At 50.8% G+C, this 15,645-nt stretch carries 9 protein-coding genes and 1 riboswitch; of the genes, 1 reads left to right on the top strand and 8 read right to left on the bottom strand.

Annotated elements, in window-relative coordinates; genetic code table 11:
* Nucleotide 1: 1 nt before the first annotated feature.
* From NNL21_RS13245 to NNL21_RS13205, 8 genes are all read right to left on the bottom strand, one after another.
* Nucleotides 2–844, bottom strand: a complete 843-nt coding sequence (locus NNL21_RS13245; protein WP_204819449.1) for a thiazole synthase — start codon at nt 842–844, stop codon at nt 2–4.
* A 6-nt stretch (nt 845–850) separates the two neighbouring features.
* Nucleotides 851–1,708, bottom strand: coding sequence for a thiamine phosphate synthase (gene thiE, locus NNL21_RS13235; protein ID WP_204819448.1), 858 nt, complete (start codon nt 1,706–1,708; stop codon nt 851–853).
* 5 nt (nt 1,709–1,713) lie between these two features.
* On the bottom strand, nt 1,714–3,039 hold the full coding sequence (locus NNL21_RS13230) for a ThiF family adenylyltransferase (protein ID WP_256555201.1): 1,326 nt from the start codon (nt 3,037–3,039) through the stop codon (nt 1,714–1,716).
* Complete coding sequence (gene thiC, locus NNL21_RS13225) at nt 3,002–4,762, bottom strand: phosphomethylpyrimidine synthase ThiC (protein ID WP_204819447.1); 1,761 nt, start codon at nt 4,760–4,762, stop codon at nt 3,002–3,004. The genes NNL21_RS13230 and thiC overlap by 38 nt, the downstream gene beginning before the upstream one ends.
* Nucleotides 4,763–5,083: 321 nt before the next feature.
* A riboswitch (TPP riboswitch) is annotated at nt 5,084–5,191 on the bottom strand.
* A gap of 62 nt (nt 5,192–5,253) precedes the next feature.
* Complete coding sequence (locus tag NNL21_RS13220; protein WP_204819445.1) at nt 5,254–11,181, bottom strand: glycoside hydrolase family 78 protein; 5,928 nt, start codon at nt 11,179–11,181, stop codon at nt 5,254–5,256.
* Nucleotides 11,182–11,676: 495 nt separating this feature from the next.
* Nucleotides 11,677–12,636 carry a copper amine oxidase N-terminal domain-containing protein gene (locus NNL21_RS13215; protein WP_204819444.1) on the bottom strand — a complete coding sequence of 320 codons (960 nt, stop codon included), beginning with the start codon at nt 12,634–12,636 and terminating at the stop codon, nt 11,677–11,679.
* Between the two features lie 317 nt (nt 12,637–12,953).
* Nucleotides 12,954–14,114: a glycosyltransferase family 4 protein gene (locus NNL21_RS13210; protein WP_204819443.1), complete on the bottom strand. Its 1,161-nt coding sequence runs from the start codon at nt 14,112–14,114 to the stop codon at nt 12,954–12,956.
* A gap of 138 nt (nt 14,115–14,252) precedes the next feature.
* Nucleotides 14,253–14,546 carry a hypothetical protein gene (locus tag NNL21_RS13205; RefSeq protein ID WP_204819442.1) on the bottom strand — a complete coding sequence of 98 codons (294 nt, stop codon included), beginning with the start codon at nt 14,544–14,546 and terminating at the stop codon, nt 14,253–14,255.
* Nucleotides 14,547–14,799: 253 nt separating this feature from the next.
* Between NNL21_RS13205 and asd the strand changes: the two genes are divergently transcribed.
* Nucleotides 14,800–15,591, top strand: coding sequence for an archaetidylserine decarboxylase (gene asd, locus NNL21_RS13200; RefSeq protein WP_204819441.1), 792 nt, complete (start codon nt 14,800–14,802; stop codon nt 15,589–15,591).
* Nucleotides 15,592–15,645 lie beyond the last annotated feature (54 nt).

The raw sequence follows: 15,645 nt of genomic DNA, 5'->3' as shown, positions 1-15,645 counted from the left end.
ATTATCTGCTCCCTTCAGCGGTGGTAGAATTAGCCGCCATAGTCTGAGCTTTCATGGGCACAGATACCCCGGCTTCTTCGCTGCTGGCCGATGCGTACCTTCGTTTCGGTATGCGTCCCGCGCGATAAGCCATTCGTCCTGCCTCGACAGCCAGGCGCATGGCATGCGCCATCGCCACCGGATCGCCCGCTTTTGCAACCGGAGTGTTGACAAGAATGCCTGCCGCACCCAGCTCCATTGCCTGCACGGCATCAACGGCGGAGCCGATCCCTGCATCAACGATGATAGGCACGCCCGCCTCTTCAACGATAAGACCTATATTATACGGATTCAGAATGCCAAGCCCCGAGCCAATCGGTGACCCGCCCGGCATCACAGCAGCGGCCCCAGCTTCCTCTAATCTCTTGCAGCCTACCGGATCGTCGGACGTATACGACAGGACGACAAAACCTTCTGCCGCCAACCTCTCGGTTGCTTGTAACGTCTCGAGCGGGTCGGGCAACAGCGTGCGAGTGCTTGCGCTAATTTCCACCTTAATCCAGTCACCGAGACCTGCTGCCCGGGCGAGTCTCGCGATACGAACCGCCTCGTCGGCATTATTCGCACCGGATGTATTCGGCAGATACGTTAGTTCGCGCCCTCCGATATGCTGCAGGATGGAATCATCCTGGGCAAAGTCCAGATTGACGCGGCGAACCGCGAATGTGATCACCTCGGCAGCGGAAGCATCGAGCGCCATCTGCATAACGGCCGGGCTTGGGAAGCGCCCCGTTCCCAGAAAGAAGCGCGAGGACAGCCTTTTGCCGCCTATAATAAGCGGATCATAATCACCATAAGAATCCATTGCCGATTAACCTCCCCCTACAAAATGAACCATCTCCAGCGTCGCGCCATTCTCGATCTCCGCCTCACCCCATGCATCGCGTGCTAAAATCTGGCCGTTCAGCTCGACGACAATCCGTTTTCCTTCAAGGCCTAGCTGCTGCACCAGCTCGGTCACATGACGCGCAGATGTTTGCTCAGCACGTCCGTTCACCCGAATTTGTTTAAGATCGACTTGGCCGGGCTTGGACTGGTCCGACGCATGAATGGCTTGCAGGAATGACCGGCATTCATGTGCTGGATCGTCACTTCCGACAATGGCGGATACGGCGCATATGCGTGCTGCGCCTGCCGCTAGAACCTCATTGACGTTGCTGGTCGTGATGCCGCCGATTGCGACGAACGGAATCCGGATTCGCTGCGCCGCTTCCTGTACATAGGAGGTCGTTACCGCTTGTCTGCCAGGCTTCGTGCCCGTTGGGAACACCGGACCTACCCCAATGTAGTCGGCGCCATCGCGCTCTGCTCTTAGCGCCTGCTCGATGCTGTGCGTCGAGATGCCAATGATCCGATCAGCTCCCAGAATGCGGCGGGCCTCGGCGAGCGGCAGGTCATCCTGCCCCAGATGAACCCCGTCCGCATCCACGGCTAGAGCAATATCGATGTGATCATTAATGATCAGCGGCACATCATAATGCCGCGTCAACTTACGTAGTGCGTACGCCTGCGCCAGCACCTCCCGCTTCGTCATATCCTTTGCACGCAATTGTATGATATCTGCACCGCCCTGAAGCGTCTGCTCCATAACTGTCATTAAGCTCCTGCCCGGATGATAATTCACGCCGGTTATGACATAAAGGCGGAAATCCTTCCATTTGCTGCTCATCCTCTTTAGCTCCTCTCTTGCCCGCCAGCTCGATTAAGCCGGTTAGCGGTGATTGCAGCCTCCTCGATCCCCTGTACATAACGATCGCAAAGCGCTGCAGCCAGACTTGTATCCTGCGTTCCTTGAACAAGAATGCGTCCATCTGGAAATAGAACGAGCCGTTCGCCTTCTTGTACCTGTACCCGCACCAAGTAAGGATTGGAAGTTACCAGCAAGCCATGTGCGGCCATATACTGTTCAGCCATTGAGAGATCGATTGTTCGGCCCATCGAAACTTGAACGGTATCGCGGCCGCAAAGCATGGCGGTACGGATGGGGGAATCACGCTCGATGCTCTCGCCTAAATGCGCGGCAGCCTTACTGTCATCCGTTGGATGGGCGACTTCTGACGGAAGGTCTGCCTCTCTGCTTCGCTCCGCTCCCCTCGACTCCTCCCTGCTGCCCTCTGCCGCTGATCCATTGATGACCGTATCGCTTCCGCGAGTGGAATCCCATCTCTGCTTACGCTTCGCCATCTTACGAATAGTCAGCATTGAGACGGCTGATCTGCTGCAATAGGAGCAGCTTACAGAAGGCTTTGGCAGGTTTGATTCGAACAGCTGAAACGGCCACAAATCAGCAGATAGCCAAGTCCGGCGAAGCGCATCCCGTGACCCGGTCAGCCACTTGAGCGCCTCCGCCGCTTGCAGTGCGGCGATCCAGTCCACGATCGGAGAGATGACGCCGATCGTCTCACAGGTCTCACCCGCTTCGCCTTCCTCCGCCCCTCCGATTAAGCAGCGCAGGCAGGCCGTTTCCCCGGGAATAAGCGTCGCGCTCATCCCCTGCGACCCCGCGATTCCTCCATACAGCAGCGGAATTCCACTTTGGAAGCAGCAGTCGCTCAACGCAAGGCGGGTCTGCACATTGTCCGTCCCATCCAGCACCAGCATGATGCCTTTAGTCAGCTTCGCGGCGTTCCGCGCCGTGACGTCGACGACATGCGGTTCAATGTTCACATCGCTGTTTATCCGGCGTAATTTATTCGACGCCGCGACCGCCTTCGGAAGCGCAGCAAGAGCATCTTCTTCGTCGAAAAGCATTTGCCGCTGCAAATTGCTGGGCTCCACATAATCCCGGTCCGCAAGCCGTACCGTTCCGACGCCTGCGCGTACCATATGCTGTGCAAGCGATGCGCCGAGAGCGCCGCAGCCCACGATAAGGATGGCTGCTTCCCGTAGCCGATCCTGGCCTGCCTGGCCGATGGGTGTGAAGCGTGTTTGCCGTGAATAGCGGTCCTTCCATTGATCGTCGTTATGCATAAATCGAGCTGCCCGCCGCTTTGAACGCATCCGACTTCTCTTTCATGCCCGCATCAATCGCTTCCTGCGTTTCAAGTCCGTGCTCGGCCGCATAATCGCGAATATCCTGCGTGATGCGCATACTGCAAAATTTCGGACCGCACATGGAGCAGAAATGCGCCGATTTCGCCGCTTCGGCCGGCAGCGTCTCGTCATGGTAGGACATCGCCCGTTCCGGATCGAGCGACAGGTGGAACTGGTCACGCCAGCGGAATTCGAAGCGCGCCTTGGACAGCGCATCGTCACGCATCCGGGCCCGCGGATGGCCTTTGGCCAAATCGGCCGCATGGGCTGCGATTTTGTATGTAATAACGCCTTCCTTCACATCCTCCTTATTCGGGAGACCCAGATGCTCCTTCGGCGTGACATAGCACAGCATCGCCGTGCCGAACCAGCCAATCATTGCCGCGCCGATCGCGGATGTAATATGGTCGTAGCCGGGCGCTATATCCGTTGTCAGCGGGCCAAGTGTGTAGAATGGCGCTTCCTGGCACACCTCCAGCTGGCGGTCCATATTTTCCTTGATCAAATGCATCGGCACATGACCCGGTCCTTCGATCATGACTTGGACGTCATGCTTCCAAGCGATCTTCGTCAGTTCCCCTAGCGTATCCAGCTCGCCGAATTGCGCTTCATCATTGGCATCGGCAATCGAACCCGGACGCAAGCCGTCTCCGAGCGAGAAGGCCACATCGTACCGCTTCATAATTTCGCAGATCTCTTCAAAGTGCGTGTACAGGAAATTTTCCCGGTGATGCGCAAGGCACCAAGCCGCCATAATGGAGCCGCCGCGGGAGACGATACCCGTGACGCGCTTGGCCGTCAATGGGATGTAGCGCAGCAGCACACCTGCATGAATCGTGAAATAGTCGACGCCTTGCTCCGCCTGTTCGATCAGCGTATCCCGGAATACTTCCCAGCTTAAGTCCTCGGCTTTGCCATCGACCTTCTCAAGCGCTTGATAGATGGGCACCGTTCCTACCGGAACCGGCGAGTTCCGCACAATCCATTCACGCGTCGTGTGAATGTTTTTCCCGGTGGATAAATCCATAATGGTGTCGGCGCCCCAGCGCGTCGCCCATGTCATCTTCTCCACTTCCTCTTCGATCGAGGAAGCAACCGCAGAATTGCCGATATTGGCATTGATTTTCACATGAAAATGCCGGCCGATAATCATCGGCTCACTTTCGGGATGGTTGATGTTGGACGGAATAATAGCGCGTCCTGCAGCCACCTCGCCCATCACGAATTCCGGCGTCATCCCTTCACGGATCGCGATATATTCCATCTCAGGCGTCACAATGCCGTTGCGGGCATAATGGAGCTGGGTCACATTACGACCCGGCTTAGCCCGGAGCGGACGCCGGTTCAAGCCTGGAAACAGCTCTGCACCGCGCTTCACAGCCGTCTCCTCGGTATTGAAGCCGTTATCCTGCGGCTTAATAACCCGGCCCTCGTAGGCCTCGACATCTCCGCGTTCATCGATCCAGGCGCGCCTTAGGCTAGGGAGCCCGCGCCGAACATCGGACTGGTAAGCGGGATCCGTATAAGGTCCGCTCGCGTCATAGACCCGGATCGGTTCATTCGGCTGTTCCATCCCTTTTACCGAGCTAGGCGTTAGTTCAATTTCCCGCATCGGTACGCGCAGATCGGCACGGCTACCTTCGACATACACTTTGCGGCTGCCCGGCAGGGGCGTAGTTAGTATCGGCATATTAAAAAACCTCCTAGGATTATGGTGGAAAATCCCTAGGAGGCCATGGAGTTGTGGGTATAGAAACAGCAGTACGACCTTGCGTGATCACGATAACGGCGGCAAGTGAAGCTCCAGCTTCCCCTTCGTCAATCGAATCTCCCGCTAGAGCACACTATCGACGTTGCTTCTTCAGCGGGGCAGCAAAAAAACCGCCCCGGCGAAGGAGCGGTCAGTAGACGCGGTCTATCCCGAACTCGCAGCTAAGCAGCTGCCGTTCGGACAAGAGGTGGAATCCGAATGCGGCCGTAAGCCGTATTCATTCCGCACACCCCTTGTGTCGCATGCACATTCCCACTTTCCTACGCTGGCATGACCCAGATCAGGTTCTAAGGGACCAAGGCAACTCGTGCCTAATCTCAGCCCATGCGGGCGCCCCTAGTGGATTTCCTGGTACGACTATACCCCTCGCAAGTAAAATTTGTCAACCCTTATAGTGCAGGACTGGCTCATTACTGTCTTCGATGCACCCCGAACGTGCTGTTCACATTGGCAGCGACCGACACGGTGACCGGAACGGATTTCACCGTCCCATTGCTGTAGACAGCCGTGAAAATAAAGGTGATTTCTCCATCCGGCAGCTGCTCGAAGCTCTCGTCCCACAGGTCTCCCGTCCAGTTCAAGGCACCCGCTTCGCTATCCGTTAGCTCGACGCTGAAGCCGCCCATTGCGACCTCTACACGCAGCGCTTTCGTTGCCGTACCTGTGGCCGTTGTCTGGGCCGCCAGCATAAACCGTTCACCCGCCCAATAGACATCATAGCCCCTCGGGCTCTCTTCGTTACCGCTGCTCTTCAGGTTATACTCCTTACGGCGTTCGTTCCATAAGTCCGTATGCTTGATCTGGCCTGCAACCGTAAGCGGCAGGACTCGTATGTCTTTATGGACGACAACGGCTGGAGCCTTGCCGTCGGATACGGTAAGCTCCACTTGATAAATGCCGGTTTTGACGCCTTTGAAGCTAGGGCCTTCCGTCCTGTAAGGCGCATTCGAAGTCTTCGAATCCGTCTGCACCTCTCCTGCGGGGCTTGTTATTCGATACTGGACGTTAAGGGGATCCAGATCCGGATCATCAATGAGCTGCGTGAGTTGGATCATATCGCCTTCGTATACCGGCTTTGGCGACCAATCAAAATCAGCGGTCGGAGGTTGATTCGTCTCGATGTAGAAGAACTTCGGATTGCTCCATTCACTCCAATCGTAGCCATCGTATGCCCTGACCATAACGAAGAGATTAACCATCTCCGGAAGATCCTCGAGCACCTCCCAAGTTAACGCGCTGCCATTCACAACGCCCGATTCCTGCTCTAATATCCCGCCATACCGGTAGACGCGCACCTGATACTTCTTCATTGCATCCCCATCACCGTCTGTGTACATCCATAGGAAAGCGGGTCTTACTACCGTGACTTTCTCAGGTTTAAGCTGATCAGCGCTGCTCGGATACGTCACTTGAGCAATCGGAATCCGGTTTACGATCTCAATCGTATCGATTGCTTGATCGGATTGCCCTAGCTTGTCTTCGACGACTTGCCGGATCTGGAACGTACCCATCGTATTAAAGGTTTTCTTCCAGCTCGTCCGTGCGCTGCTCTGCAGCGTCTCATAACCTCCGGCAGTCAAATTACGCATGTAATACTGATGCGGAAGATTCTCCCGGGATCCATCTTCTTTATCACTCGCGGTAGAATTGATCGTGACCTCTACGTTCCGGTATGTCTTCTTGTGGCTGAGTGTAAATCCAGCTTTCGGAGGATCATCCGGCTGCGGTATCATCGTTACATTAATCTTCTTCTCCAGGAAGGGACTCCAAGCATCGTATTCATCCTTAACGGCCAAGCCAACCGTATATCCTCCCTTCTCTTCCGGGGTTACCAGCTTCTGCTCCACCGTCAAGCCGGAAGGCGTAATATAGTAAAATTTCTTCTGCAGCACACCCTTGGTAGCCAAATAGTCGATACCGGTCGCTTCAGTCGAATAGTTGGTTGCGCTTAAGTAGCGATCCAAGTCGCGGCTTCGGTCGGTCCATTTGATCGTGTAATCCGGATTGAAGCCGAGATCATAGTCCGCGATCGGTGCGCGGTGAACGATTAGCTGCCGTGCTGCGCGGTTGGAATCCTTCCGGTATGGATCAAATTGTGCAGCCGGGTGCAGATAGTCTGGGTTGGGATCGTCCATCGTGTCATAATTCACTTGATAGAGACCAACCTTATCCATGACCATCTTTGGATCCCGATACGTTTTTCCATCATGAATCGATACGCCTGATTTTCCATCTCCGGCATCCAAGAACTTCTGAGAGAGCTGATCATAACGCCAATTCGTCTTCTCCACGATCATCGGGTCATTCTCCGTGTCCTGATTCAGAATCGAATAGATCATAGGTTGACCTACGATGGCTATTCCTTGGAGCTTGGCGGATGAGCTTATTGGCGTTAAGTCAGAGTAAGCCATGTTCGTGAACTCTGTCCAAGGTATTTCGGAATATGGGCCGAATAGTCCCTTGTCGTACGTCTCATCCCTGATATCGATAAGAGGCACACCATTGATGTAAGCCTTTATTTGACCATCTAAAACCTGTACCTTAACGGGATAGAAGGTTTTCTTGTTTATCGGATATGCGGCTTCACTAAGCACCGAGCGCACACCATTAACGACCTTGACTAGCCTGATCCCTTTAACATTCATCTCAACCCTGTACATATTCCTGTTATCCTGAGCGTGGAAGGAATATCCGGAATACCTGCCAGCAGTCGAATACGGATACTCATTAAACCGGATTTTGAAATTAAGCTGAATATTCGTAAAGTCTTTGCTGTTTAGCAGCTGCTGCTGCGTAACCAGCTTTACGTTACTGTAATCGATGCCGCTAGTAATGATGACGCTAGAAGTGCTTCGACCGCATGATGAACCGTCGCTGTACGTACAATACACGGTTTGGGAGTAGACCAGCTGTCCATCGCCAACGCTTATCCAACGGTTAACGCTGCTTCCAGACGAGCTATCTCTCCACATGGTGGTGAGGTCGTGGAGCTGGGAGATCGCTCCCGTTTCGATTTTGATTTTGAATACCTTCTTGTTAGAGATGTAGTAAGCATAGCCAGCCGCGTCTGCTTTGGTCATATCCGGTATATTCCCTGTGGCAACCACTGGCATCGTCCAGACCTGAGAAGGTACGCCTGACGATGAAATTCGATAAGCCGTTAGCTTGATGTTGTCGGTCATGACGACGACATCTTTAAACATAAGGGTTACGCGTTTACTTCCTAACATTTCACCAGTCAATAACCCCGTCGCCGTGCTGTACACATTCCCCGTATCGCTTATCGTGAATTTTCCGTCTCGGGTAGGCGTATAAACCCCACTCGGAATATTCGGTACAGAAGATAGCGTGTAACTCTTACTATCAAACTTGTAATACCCGCTAGGGTGAGGGGCAGGATTAGTAAGATAGCCGTGATAGGTCATAGAAGCATCGGGAGCCTTACTGATGAGACTGCCCACTCTGCTGTCGACTGTTTGACTTGTTCCGATAACAGCCCCCGACGCCCAGTCGCCTGTGACAAGGTTATATTTACCGCCCGTACCGTTAGTCGTAGTCATAATGCCGTAAGCCGAGCTAAAAGAATTTGATGCAGAGTATTCGACCGTATTGACCTTAGTAGCTGTTCCTGTGACCCCCGTCCATGTTATGAAATTTTCCCATGTGTATACGAAAGGCTCGTAAAAGTCATAACCATCTTTAATACCTGTTTTTCTGGATACATATACCAAGTCGTTTATTGCATCGTAACCCGTTACTCTCTCGTTTATTCGGTAATTACCGCCCCCCCAAATACTGGCTTGTCCTGTCGCGGGCGGATCCGCTTGCTTATACAACCAGTACTTAGCGCTTCTTAACGTTTCATACTGCATAGCATCTTCGAACACGATGTTATAACCGTCTTTGAAGTAAACATTCGCACCGTTATAACTGTATCCGCCGGGCAGTATCACACGTGGCTTATAGTCGTGACTTGGTCCGATTACGTCAAGATAATTATTGCCTCTAATATGTTCAGGACTATGGGCCAGCGCTCCTGTTACAGGGTTAGCTCCCCAGCTTTTTGTCCTCTCCCCGCCTAAATCGTAGTTCTTCCACCCTTCCAGATTGACCATGTTGGAAGCGTACAGAGGGATTGAAGGAATAACTATGGGCTCCTTACTTTCGGTCGAAATATCAAATGATACCGTAGGGCTATCATTCACAACTTCAAAGATCCACGATTGCTGCGCTTCTTTGCCCCAATCTTCCTTGAGATAGATATGGAACTCATAGATACCGACACGATTAGGAGTTAGCTTGAAATTACGGTTACTATCCAGCTCGATTGGAATCATGGTCTCATCGTCAAAGTCTCCGTCATTATCAGAGTCATAACGGTAGGAAAAATCCTTGACCTCTATTACGTCCTGATCCGGCGAATACGAGCGTTCTTTAAACACCATCTCTACATTCCGGATTGAAGGAGTCGTGAATTCCAATTGAGGTATTGGAGGCAAGTCCGGCTTAACGTTAATAATATGCGTTGCAGGAGCTAACGATTTTAAGCCTGCCGAATCATATACGCTCAAGGTGACCGTTTCCGTCCCTACGGTGTCATATACGTTTTTCCGATTGGTCCACTCATCGCGGCTATGATTGATTTCTCTTTTCATTGGACTATAGCTTCGAGAGGAATTCAATGGAATTTTCAGAGGACGGCCTTCGGTGACCTCGTTGGATGCATCGATGATAGGAACGGGATTTTCAGGCACAACGTTAATATAAGTAGTTGCTGTGCTTGTTGCTCCAAATTTATCCCTCATCTTCGCTTTAACGGGGTGATTACCGAGCGTATCCATAAGAACACCATGATACCCATCCGTATATTTCGAGTTCTGATATTTAGACGGAATTTGCTTCGCCCACTCCGAACTTTCTGAAAAATCAAAATATTCAAAATACATTACGTCGCCATCCGGATCAAATGGAGTCGGTACCGACGGATCATCGATATAGATAAGATCCATCGTGGTGCCTACGACAACTTCATACACTGGTATGGTTCGAAGACCTTCGTAAGGATGAACATAACCGATTTTGAATTGAGGCGGGCTGTTGCCAACGGGTCCCAGCACCTCTAAAGGCTTGGGTCCAATCCAATCACTCTCTCCGCATTCTGCAACGATTTTCATCCGCACATCATGCATACCGATTCCCAGGGAGTAAGGATAGTTGGATTCCGTGAAATTGAAGTCCGTCGTCGATCCGTAAATCCTGGGCGTCTCCGATGTTATCCCATCGCGCGATATTTCAAAATAGTGATATTGGTAGCTGCATCCGGTTACTACGATGTTCTTCGGATGGAGTTTAAACGGCTCGCGATAATTGATCTTATCTTTGATGATGTCGAAATCGCCAATAATGCTGACGGTCGTTTTTTGATAGAAGAAAGTCACATATGCTGCCTTTTTCGTTGAAGTTAAACTGGCTGTCTCATTCGTACTCCCCGTGGTGTATGAGCCGTCTACGTATGATGTATACGATAGATTGCTTCCTAGAATCGTGCCTAGCGCAGCATCGGCACTTACCTTCTTTGTTCCAGGGAGCGGGCTGACAATGACATTTTCTTCTCTTGCGTTTGTGTATGAACCCGATGGGGATGTTTTGACCATATGCCTTACTTTAATGACTCCGTCCGATGACGAGATTGGTTTCTCATCATAATACAGATAGACCGTGTATGCTGGAAAACTCCCATTGTATACGAAATTCATTGGAGAAGGATTTCCACTCACAATGGATCCAGATGGCGGATCGGTTGTTTTAGAGGACTTATGTCCATAGTAGGTATACTGGGCATGAGCAGCAGGCGCTGCGCTATATGTACTTCCTACCGTTAAATTTTCGATTTTATCCGGAAACATCGAACTTAAGCTAGATCCATCTTTCTTATAATGTTTAACGATAAATTTGGATTGGCCGCCGCCATTACCTGTCTCCTCATAGTATAAATTCAGATAGTAGGTGTCATACGTCCCGTCATATGTGAAGGTCGGAGGATTGCCAGTTAAGATTGAACCGCCGCTTGGAGAAGAAGTTACGCTTTTCTTATAGCCGACGTACGTATAATTCGCATTCGTGGCTGGCGTTATGGGAACCGTGGAGCCAACCTGGATGGACTTCGATTGATTCGAAAATGCACTATCAATCGAAGTCCCATCTGTCTTAAAATGTCTGACTTCTAAAAATCCGTCTAGTTCGAATTCGAAGACGATAGGGAAAAAGTAGCGATAAGCTTTTACATTAGGTGAATAATCACCAGGTTCAATAATACTTAGTGGAGTAGGAGCATTCAATATACCATCCATCTTAGTATTAAATGTGATTGAAGAAGTACCTACCCCAGTCTTACCACCGCTGGGTATGTTTGGTGATGAAGAGCTTCCTACATACGGCGCGTATGAAAAATATTGTTCTGAGTTTCGGGATTCATTAAACAATGAACCGTCCGAACTACTGTTAAATGCTCGGACATTAATATCGCGGACTGATCTCCCTGGAAAACTAAAGCTGTAATCCCAACTAATATTAACATTGTCTCCTGGGGATTTAGTTGTCCACTCCCCTGCAGAATTACTCCAAATATCGTAAGACATGAATCCTACAGCAAATCTTTTTGTTGGTGGTTTTCCATTTTGCTTTACAGGAGTAATCATTGAGTTACTACCCATGTTGGGAGTTGCAGCATCAACGGTATGGATAGGAATTAAACCAAGCAATCCACCTCCAATAACCACAAAAATCAGTAATAACGAAATGACTTTTAGTATATTCCCCCTAGTCAAGAGTTTCTACCTCCAATTTGATGCAAGAATAAGGAGACTAGGATATTCAGTATGTATGTAGATGTTTTTAATATCTCCTATCTTCAAATTAGCGTAATTTTTGTCGTCATAATAATGGAAATCTGTTATTGAAACAACCGGATAGTAATGAATTCTTAAGTCTTTCTCCAAATCCACACGCATATTCATTATTGAAGATCTCAATAGAAGATTGTTTTGACCCATAAAATAAATCGGAGTAACCATTATACCTTTATCAGTTGTGGTAGCTTTTATATACTGATCTCCGTGATTATCATTCGCTAGATCATATCTAAAATAAGTCCTTCCCTCTGACGTTTTAAATGGAAATATTGAGTCTGTAATAACAATAGCAGCATCTCTTTTTTCTCCATTTAGTTCCAGCAAATATTCATTCCCTTTAAAGTATTTACTATAAGGAGTTAACGGAACAGCCTTAGGTGCCACATCCTCCAGCATAGGCACATTCTTATGCCCTACCCAAACAAACTTCGTAATACTATCCCACTCGACTGCAACACCAAGTCCACCAACTACTTGGATCGGCACCAGTGTTCTGCCGTTCTCCGCTATTACCGCAGCATTGAGCGTAACCGTCTTACCGTTTACGGTAGCCACTTTCGAGCCAATCGTCACGTTCGCTACGTTAGAGCCTCTCTTAATATGGATATTCTTATTATTGTTGCTTATCGTAATTTCAGATCCGATCTTCTCTCCGATAAACCGAATCGGTACGAGTACTGCACCTTCGACTACTTTTGGCTTCACATCGGATGCTACCTGGCGTGCGTTATACAGTACTTTGACCGGCATATCCGAGCTTACGATCTTCCTTTCTGATTTTGCCGCTTCTCCTGCTGAAGGAACTACCGTTATCGCGGATGCCAGCACACTCAAGGCAACCAGCATTTTCAATTTATTCTTCCATTTCAATACTTTCTTCATTTTCTTATTCCCCCTGCTAATAGTTTTTCAGTGGATTTCACTCTATAATGCAGCTGACCAAGCCTTGCCTCTCACATCTGAGCAACAACATATATTATCGTAATTACTTCTGCCAGTGTTTAGCATATCCTACCACCTTTCGCTATCTTTCGACGATATTTACAGCAAAAAAGCACCTGCTTGCAAGCTGAAATTCAGCCTGCAAACAGGTGCTTCCTGTCTTAAGTCCTCGAAATCCCGTATTCATTACCCCCATCATACTTTATCTACTTCCAAAGAATCAAGCTTAAATTACAATATTCTCCTGTCCGATTATCCTATAAAATCCCGCTTCCACGCAGCAGCGTTAGCCATTGCTCCGCCGTATGATGCCATGTGAAGCGCTGCTCTACTCGCTCCCTGCTCAGCATCCCCATAGACGAACGGAGCATGTCATCTCGGAGGAGTGAGAGGATCCGGCTGCGCATTTCCGTCTCAACATGAGAGGGATCAACCAGAAAACCGGTAACACCATCCTCGATAATTTCTTTCATACCGCCTGAACGCGTTGCAACGACCGGCAGCCCACACGCCATGGCCTCTACATTCACGAGCCCGAATGCTTCCCGACTGCTCGAAGGCACGACGGCCACGTCCGCTCCGAGAAACCAGTCCGGCACATCCGAATACGGTACGTATGGCACGAACTGCACATGTCCCTGCAGACTCTTGCCCAATCGATGGAGCTCGCGCACGTAAGCTGTCGTTCGCTTCGATCCGTAGAACGCCCCGCCGACGACAACAAGCAGTACAGACGGATGCTCCTTCATCAGCTCAGGCATAAGATGCAGCAGGTGATGAACACCTTTCATCGGAATGAGCCGCCCCATAAAAAGAACGACATCACGGCCGCTCCACCCGCGCGCGAACCGAAGCTGCTCACGCTTATAAGCTCCTTCCATCGAGAACTGAGATATAAACCGGTCCGTATCCACGCCGGGATATACGACGTTGACCTTATGTGCGCAGCTCGGCACACGTCTTGAGACGACATCTCGCAGGAATTCACTGTTCACAATTATCCGCTCCGCTAGGCGAAAGCTGCGGGAGAGCATGGACGGCGGAATCGCCTTCTTTCCAATAAAGGTCGTCGAGTGCAAATTCAGCCAAATTCTCCCCTGCGGGCGCATCCGCTTCAACCGCAGGACGGTTCGCGGCCGATTCTCTACTTCAGTCACATCGGGCGCATAGCGACGTATCGCTTGCCCGACATTACGCACATATTTCAGCTTGTCGACAGCCGGATAACGCACGCATTTCGCTCCCTTTAACATCCCTCTCCTTGGGAGAGCGCGGCCCGTTCGACCGTAGATGCAAGCTTCGACCGCAGGTACGAGCAGCGGCACGAGCTTCTCCACGACCCGCTCCACGGAACTGCTGTTCGGTGAAGGCAGCGGAAAAGCTCCCGGTGTGACGAACGCGATTTTCGGACGCGCCATCGACAACCAGCCCCTTTCTGAATAAGCTTGTTATCTCCAGCATACGCTGCTCAACGAGTTCGGACACGGCGTCTTCCCACTGCCCGGACAACAGATGAATCGGCCTAACCTACCTCCAGGGCAGTTGGCTTAACCCCGCTACATTGTCCGTCCGTACCTCATGCTCTCATACAGTCTGCACAAGCCATACATACCGATATATGCACCACTCAGAAGAAAAACGGTACTGAGCAGCACCTCATGAACCTGCGTCATGAATACCGTATCGTCGACCAGCACGCGAATGACGGTTCGCGATATCTCCACGGCAAAGCCACAATAGGCGACCAGCCCAACGCCATCCACGATAAGCTGCCAAGGCCGCCCGATCCCTCGCAGCCAATACATGAAACCGGATCCCACAAGCAAGCCCGCCACAAGAAAGACTGTCATTTCTCATCACCTCTCCTACAAGCATCGGCTTCCCGCAGCCGCGACAAACCTCGAGCCCTCAAACAAAGATGGTCTCTTCCGGGTACAGACTCTATCGGAGGTTGGTACGATTTTCACGGAATGCTGCCTTTGCTAGATCTGGACCGTTTCCAGGCTGGAAATGAAGTCTATTGATAAAAATGTCCTGATATGTCAAACTAATTCGAAAGACCAGAGTGCTGGCTTCAATCTTGAAAGGACGTGAACAACAGGCATGACCAGATGGCTGCTTCGATCGATGACTGAGCTCAGCTCGCGAAAGTGGATTTCCAAGCTGACCGGCCGTTTTGCGCAATCGCCAGCAAGCCGGCGTTTTATACCGAAATTCGCGAACATGTACGGCATCCGTATAGAAGAAGCCGAGAAAAGGCTGGACGAATATAGGACTTTAAACGAATTTTTCACACGACGGCTGAAGGCGGGCATCCGCACGATCGACGACGGGACAACCGCTCTAGTCAGTCCGGTTGACGCTCTTATTACCGGAGCCGGTCCAATCGATTCAGGTACGATAATGAACGTCAAAGGGCAGGACTATACGGTGGATGAATTGCTCAACCACTCCCCGCGCACCGAGAATTATAAAGATGGCTATTACATCGTCCTTTACTTGAGCCCGACCGACTATCATCGCATTCATACGCCAGTTGAAGGCATGATTGTGGAACGCGAGCATGTGCCGGGCAGAGTGTATCCGGTGAATGAATTCGGCCTCCGCCATATGCGCCGCGTATTGAGCCGGAACGAACGCCTCATTACGTATATCCATCATACGGCTGGAGAGACTGCCGTCGTCAAAGTGGGCGCCATGAACGTAAGCAGCATTAAGTATGTAGAACCGCGCCATGACAAAGTGACCAAAGGCCAAGAACTGGCTTACTTCGAATTCGGCTCCACCGTCGTATTGCTTACCCAAGACGACACCTTCTTCCCCCGTACCGACCTGAAGCCAGGACTAAAGGTGCGGATGGGTGAGCGGCTCGGTACTCTAATGGAAGACAATTAAACGTCAATCAACCACAACAATAAGCGCTGGACAAGCTGTTACATCGAGAGTCGA

The organism is Paenibacillus mendelii, assembly GCF_024498075.1.
GTDB lineage: Bacteria > Bacillota > Bacilli > Paenibacillales > Paenibacillaceae > Paenibacillus_Z > Paenibacillus_Z mendelii.
The sequence above is the reverse complement of the archived record's forward strand: the minus strand, read 5'-3'. Positions and strand labels throughout refer to the sequence as shown.

Coding starts and splice junctions, on each gene's coding strand:
- NNL21_RS13245 (WP_204819449.1), bottom strand. CDS start 844: ATGGATTCTTATGGTGATTATGATCCGCTTATTATAGGCGGCAAAAGG.
- thiE (WP_204819448.1), bottom strand. CDS start 1,708: ATGAGCAGCAAATGGAAGGATTTCCGCCTTTATGTCATAACCGGCGTG.
- NNL21_RS13230 (WP_256555201.1), bottom strand. CDS start 3,039: ATGCGTTCAAAGCGGCGGGCAGCTCGATTTATGCATAACGACGATCAA.
- thiC (WP_204819447.1), bottom strand. CDS start 4,762: ATGCCGATACTAACTACGCCCCTGCCGGGCAGCCGCAAAGTGTATGTC.
- NNL21_RS13215 (WP_204819444.1), bottom strand. CDS start 12,636: ATGAAGAAAGTATTGAAATGGAAGAATAAATTGAAAATGCTGGTTGCC.
- NNL21_RS13210 (WP_204819443.1), bottom strand. CDS start 14,114: ATGGCGCGTCCGAAAATCGCGTTCGTCACACCGGGAGCTTTTCCGCTG.
- NNL21_RS13205 (WP_204819442.1), bottom strand. CDS start 14,546: ATGACAGTCTTTCTTGTGGCGGGCTTGCTTGTGGGATCCGGTTTCATG.
- asd (WP_204819441.1), top strand. CDS start 14,800: ATGACCAGATGGCTGCTTCGATCGATGACTGAGCTCAGCTCGCGAAAG.